Genomic DNA, 5,121 nt, shown 5'->3' on the forward strand with positions numbered 1-5,121 from the left:
TTGGTAAAAAAAAGTGGAGAAGAAGATGGAAAATAATCAAACTTTAGCTTTATTTCACGCAATGGAAGAAGGCGATATAGAAGAAGTAAAAAATTTACTTGCCAAAGGTGCAGACGTAAACGCAAAAAATGAAGAAGGCAAATCCGCACTGTTTTTGGCTATTGAGCAACAATTGCCCGAAATGGGCCTTTTTTCTGCCCACCTAAAAGCACTCTATGACCCGGACGGATAAAAGCTACCCAAAAACCTCGACGAGAGAGGGGAAAATCAGCCAACAAAAAGGACACTTCACAAAAAGTGCCCTAAAAAATGGTCGGGGCGACTGGATTTGAACCAGCGACCTCACGGTCCCGAACCGTGCGCGCTACCAGCTGCGCTACGCCCCGTATATGATTGTATTCTAATTTAAAATGGTCGGGGAGCCGAGAATCGAACTCGGGACCTCTCGCACCCCAAGCGAGCGCTATACCACTAAGCCACTCCCCGATAATTGCATCTTTGTAAGGTTTGGGTGCTTTAATTTTCCTTACACATATATTTTATCATTCTTTTATGATTTGTGAAAGAGTTTCTTTAATTTCTTTTAAAAAATTTACGTCTTTCACTGTGTAACCCGTCTTGGCGTCCTTGGGTTTTGCGCCCAAAGCCATGTAACGGCTGAGATGTTTTTTTGCGCCTTCAAGCGTCATTTTATGGCGCTGGGTAAGTTCTTTTATCTTCAGTATTGTGTTTATATCAGCTTTGGTGTATCTTCTGTGTTTGCTTTCTTTGCGTATGGGGCGAAGAAGATTAAAAGTCTTTTCCCAATATCTTATCGTATATTCCGGAACCGAGCAAAGCTTGGCGGCCTCGCCTATTGTAAAATATTCTTTGTTCTGCAGTTCCTCAATATTCATATATTTACTTTAAAATGTTTTCAGACGCTTTAAATCTTATGCGCGTTTTTGCCGGCACGGGTATTGCTTTGCCAGTCTTGGGGTTTTTAAGGCTTATGGGGCGGCTTTCCTTGGTTTTAAAAGTGCCGAAGTTTGAAAGCACGACTTTATCGCCTTTTTTAAGCGCATCTTTCATTATTTGAATGGTATGTTCCACGGCGGCTTTGGCCTGTTTTTTGTCAAAAAGATGTTTGGAGAGTTCCTGTATTATGTCTTCCTTATTCATGTGAGTCTTCCTCCGAGTGTCGTAAATCGTTTTTAAAACCCAGCGCGCGGATGAGAACGGAGGGCTTTTCGCCTTTAATTACTATTTTCCAAATAGCCGTAATCACGGGGCAGTTGAGTTTGTTTTTCTGTATTAAATCATAGACGCTTTGCACAGAGTTTGCGCCTTCGGCTATGGTGCCGACTTGTTCTTTGGCTTGCTGCAGGGAGAGGCCCTGGCCCAGCTTTTCGCCGAGTCTTCTGTTCCTGGAAATGGCGGACATACCCGTCAATACGGCGTCGCCCAGCCCGCAAAGGCCGTAGACGGCTTCGGTGGTGCAGCCCTGGCTTACCATTATTGCGTTGAGCTCCTGCATCGCCTGGGTTAAAAGGGCGGCTTTGGTGTTTGCACCGTCGCCTATGCCGTCAAGCAAACCGCAGCCTATGGCCACTACGTTTTTTATAGCTCCGCCGAATTCCGCTCCGCGGCGGTCGAAAGAGGTTTCCAATATTATCGGCGGGAAGCTTAACTTTTGTTTAAGTTCGTCCATCAAAACGCCGTTATGGCCCGCCAAAATTATTTTTGTGGGGATATTCCTTGCCACTTCCAAGGCGAAGCTGGGCCCGCTGAAAGCGAAAACATAATCTTTAAGCTGGGGCAGTTCTTCTTCGATAATCTCGCACATGGTCTTAAAGGTTTTGTCTTCAAGCCCTTTTGACGCGCTTATCGCGGGTATAACTTTCCCGTTGAGCAGCGGTTTTATTTTTGCGCAGAACGAGCGCACCGCTTTTGAGGATATTACAAAAACCAGCATATCGGTATCTTTTACGGCTTCTTCTTCGCTGCCGGTGAGGGTAATATTTTTATGAAATTTAAAATCGGGGATATTGGGATGCCCACCGCCGTTTGCTTTTATGGCTTCAAGCAGTTGTTTTGAGTATTCCCATACCGTTACTTTAAAACCTATGCGCGCCATATGCTGGGCGATAACGCTGCCCCATACGCCTGCGCCTAAAACCGTTATTTTATTTATTTGCATTTTTTTTGGAACCGTCTTCAAAAGCTAGTTCGCTTTTGTTAAGCATGCGCTTAATATTGGGTATATGTTTGTAAATCACTATAATACCTACCACAGTACAAACTATACTGTAGCCAATAGGATGATTGCCTATAAAGAAGCTTGTCAGCGGCAGTACTACGGCCGCCAAAATGGATCCGGGCGATATTCTGCCGGTCTTCCAAACGACAATGGCGAAAGAAGCGAAAGCTATCGCCGTAGGAACGGGCAGCAGCGCGCCGAAGACTCCGGCGGAAGTGGCAACGCCTTTGCCGCCGCGGAATTTCAAATAAACAGTCCACATATGTCCGCAAATGGCCACGAAACCGCATATAAGCGGCATATATTGGGATTCCGGCGCAAAATATTTTGCCAATTCCACGGCCAGCGCGCCTTTAAAAGCGTCGCATAGAAAGGTGCTTATTCCGGCCCATTTGCCTACGGTTCGGTATACGTTGGCGGCGCCGGGATTGCCGGAACCGTAATTTCTTATGTCAAAGCCTTTGAGTTTTTTGGTTATCAAATAGCCGGAAGGTATACCGCCTATAAGATAACTTACCAGCAAGAGTATTAAATTCGTCATATATCTTATTATATTAAATTTTATAGAGTTGCAATAACTATTTGCTTGTTAAATGAGGGGCTTTTATTCGGCAGAAGGGGGATAGTTTCGGCAAATAAAAACCGCCCGCTTTTTGCGGGCGGTCTTAAAACAAATGCAAGGCTTTTATTTTACTTTCACTTTAAAGCCGGCGCTGTGTGCCGAAACTTCCGGCATATACATACTTTGAATCGTCGCCGCGCCGGAGGTAAACGTCCCGGCGGAAGTGGGCCTTATAGTGTATTTTAGTTCATAAGCGCCTCTGGGCAGATTCTGCAGGAAGAAGTTCGTTACGTTCGCTTTAAGTTCTTCATACCTGGGCAGCTGTCCGTCGTATTTCCAGCCGGAAAGAAGCTTATCTGCTTCAAAAGCGGCCGGTTTGGGATCGCTTACCACCACGAAATCAAACGCGGACTGGCTCTTTAAAGTCAGGCGGACTTCCACCTGATCGCCGGCGGCGAGGGCTTCGCCTTCTTTTATTTTGCGGGCTTTGCCGTCTTTGATAAGATAATATTCTTTATCGGCCGCAATCAACCCGTCTTTGGAAGAAGCCAAAGGCGTATCGGTGGTGAACAGCGCGGTTATGGTGGCGTAATCGTCAAAGTCCTTAGCGGGGGTTTCCATAGTAAGCACCGCCTTGTTGATTGAAGCTTTAAAGACGTTCGGCGTTATTTCGTCCCCATATGCGCTAAGCGTCAGGCCGGAAGGATTTACGTCATAAGGCTGTACGGTAACTTTTGTGGTTTTGCCGTTCCATTCCGTTGTGAATATCTTAGTCTGTTCAAGCGCATTGGCGTTAATCATTATGCCCATAAGCGCGTAAACCGCTTTTGCCGCGCTTTGAGGATTGCCCCATGCTTCGGCCTTTTCATTGAATATGAGCCACTTGGCAAGGCCGTTGATGCGTTCATCCTGCGGGTCAAACTCGTTTAATGCCTGCAAGGCCGCAGCGTGGAGGGTTATGCCGTCTTCAAACCACTGCCAAGTGCGGTCTTCCAAAGTCCAGGCTATGCCGGTTATGTCGGATTCCGTGGACATATCAAACAAGCGGTCTATCTGCAGTTTTGCCTTTTCCGTATTGCCTAAACGTTTATATACGGAAGCGGCGTAAGCGTAAGCCAAAGGCGTTTGAAGAGGATGTTTTTCAAATTCCTGCATGGTTTTAACCGCAAGCTGATAAGCTTTTGCGTCCCACTCTTTAGGGAAGGCCGTAAGTACGTAAGCCATATATACGCCGACGGTTGAATCTTTGGAGTCAAATTTTGACGTAATATACTTTAAGGCTTTTTTGGCGGCTTTTTCATCAATTTTAACTCCGTAGCGGTAAGCTTGGGCGAAGCTTTCCAGTACGTTTAAAGTAATAAATATCGTACTGCTTCCGCCTTTAACCCACGCATAACCGCCGTCGCCGTTTTGAAAACGGGCCAAATCTTTTTCGGCCTGGGCTTTTTGCTCTTCTACGAGTTTGGCGTCAAACAAGTCTATAACGGCTTGATTTTTGTTGAAGCCTTTGCTCAAAAGGTACCACGGGCTTTGCGCGACGTCGTTTAAGAGCAGTTCCTCGTTTGCGCTCCATGCTGGCATTACGCTTTCGCGTTTGGGCAGTTTGGCCGCGGCTTCTTTAAGCTGAGGGTAATCGTTGTAGAGCTTGCTGAAGATAGCCAAAGGCAGGTAGGAGTTCGCCGCGTAAGTGGCGGAAGTCCTGTTTGCTTTTACCAACAAAGGCATTGCATTGAGTACCGGCATAAGCAAAGAGGGGGAAACCGTTATGTGTACGGCTTCTATTTTGGCGTTTTGGTCTACGCCGCCCAAGAAGAGTTTGTTTACGCCTTTTTTCAATGCTACGGTTCTGCTTGAGGTAAGCTGCTGCAAGCTGGGCAGTAAGGCTACGGTTTTGATTTCGCCGTCGCTTAAAGCCGCGCTTTTGGCCGTTGCGGAGAACATTATATCCGCGCCTTCCTGCGGCGCTTTGAAAGCCCATTTTACCATGCTTTGGCTTTTTGCCGCTACGGTTACGTTTTGCGCGGGGTATTCAAGAACCCGGCACGCGCCCGCTTTTTCGGAGCAGTCATAATTGGCCGTAAGGTTAACTTCCGCGGAAATCGGTTTGTCCGTCGTATTGCTAACCAAAGCCTGAAGTTCTATTTCGTCGCCAGTTCTTAAGAAGCGCGGGGCTTCAAGGCTTATCATAAGGTCTTTTCTTGTAACGAAAGAAAAATCCGTCTTGCCGGTTTTTACGTTTTTTGTAAACGCCGCGGCGAGGATGCTCCATTGCCCTATGCTCTGCGGAAGCGTAAACGTAAATTCCGAAAATCCGTTTTTT

The 5,121-nt window shown here is 46.6% G+C and carries 6 protein-coding genes and 2 tRNA genes; 1 reads left to right on the top strand and 7 read right to left on the bottom strand.

Annotation, left to right across the window (positions count from 1 at the left end):
- Positions 1-25 precede the first annotated feature (25 nt).
- Positions 26-232 carry an ankyrin repeat domain-containing protein gene (locus ACQY26_RS03140; RefSeq protein WP_428047637.1) on the top strand — a complete coding sequence of 69 codons (207 nt, stop codon included), beginning with the start codon at positions 26-28 and terminating at the stop codon, positions 230-232.
- A 78-nt stretch (positions 233-310) separates the two neighbouring features.
- On the opposite strand, the gene ACQY26_RS03145 is transcribed toward ACQY26_RS03140, so the two are convergent.
- From ACQY26_RS03145 to ACQY26_RS03175, 7 genes are all read right to left on the bottom strand, one after another.
- Positions 311-386, bottom strand: a tRNA-Pro gene (locus ACQY26_RS03145).
- 25 nt (positions 387-411) lie between these two features.
- Positions 412-486, bottom strand: a tRNA-Pro gene (locus ACQY26_RS03150).
- A gap of 56 nt (positions 487-542) precedes the next feature.
- On the bottom strand, positions 543-896 hold the full coding sequence (locus tag ACQY26_RS03155; protein ID WP_428047638.1) for a MerR family transcriptional regulator: 354 nt from the start codon (positions 894-896) through the stop codon (positions 543-545).
- A 4-nt stretch (positions 897-900) separates the two neighbouring features.
- Entirely contained in the window at positions 901-1,161 is a 261-nt protein-coding gene (locus tag ACQY26_RS03160; RefSeq protein WP_428047639.1) for an HU family DNA-binding protein, read from the bottom strand.
- Positions 1,154-2,179 (bottom strand): NAD(P)H-dependent glycerol-3-phosphate dehydrogenase, encoded by a 1,026-nt coding sequence (locus ACQY26_RS03165; protein WP_428047640.1) that lies wholly within the window; start codon positions 2,177-2,179, stop codon positions 1,154-1,156. Before ACQY26_RS03165 ends, ACQY26_RS03160 begins: the two co-directional genes overlap by 8 nt.
- Complete coding sequence (plsY, locus tag ACQY26_RS03170) at positions 2,166-2,780, bottom strand: glycerol-3-phosphate 1-O-acyltransferase PlsY (RefSeq protein WP_428047641.1); 615 nt, start codon at positions 2,778-2,780, stop codon at positions 2,166-2,168. The genes ACQY26_RS03165 and plsY overlap by 14 nt, the downstream gene beginning before the upstream one ends.
- Before the next feature lie 144 nt (positions 2,781-2,924).
- A partial coding sequence (locus ACQY26_RS03175) for an alpha-2-macroglobulin family protein (RefSeq protein WP_428047642.1) occupies positions 2,925-5,121 on the bottom strand: 2,197 nt, incomplete at its 5' end.

Origin of the sequence: Candidatus Proelusimicrobium excrementi (assembly GCF_937881865.1) — a bacterium.
In the GTDB taxonomy this organism is placed as follows: Bacteria; Elusimicrobiota; Elusimicrobia; order Elusimicrobiales; family Elusimicrobiaceae; genus Proelusimicrobium; species Proelusimicrobium excrementi.

Coding starts and splice junctions, on each gene's coding strand:
- plsY (WP_428047641.1), bottom strand. CDS start 2,780: ATGACGAATTTAATACTCTTGCTGGTAAGTTATCTTATAGGCGGTATA.
- ACQY26_RS03160 (WP_428047639.1), bottom strand. CDS start 1,161: ATGAATAAGGAAGACATAATACAGGAACTCTCCAAACATCTTTTTGAC.
- ACQY26_RS03165 (WP_428047640.1), bottom strand. CDS start 2,179: ATGCAAATAAATAAAATAACGGTTTTAGGCGCAGGCGTATGGGGCAGC.
- ACQY26_RS03155 (WP_428047638.1), bottom strand. CDS start 896: ATGAATATTGAGGAACTGCAGAACAAAGAATATTTTACAATAGGCGAG.
- ACQY26_RS03140 (WP_428047637.1), top strand. CDS start 26: ATGGAAAATAATCAAACTTTAGCTTTATTTCACGCAATGGAAGAAGGC.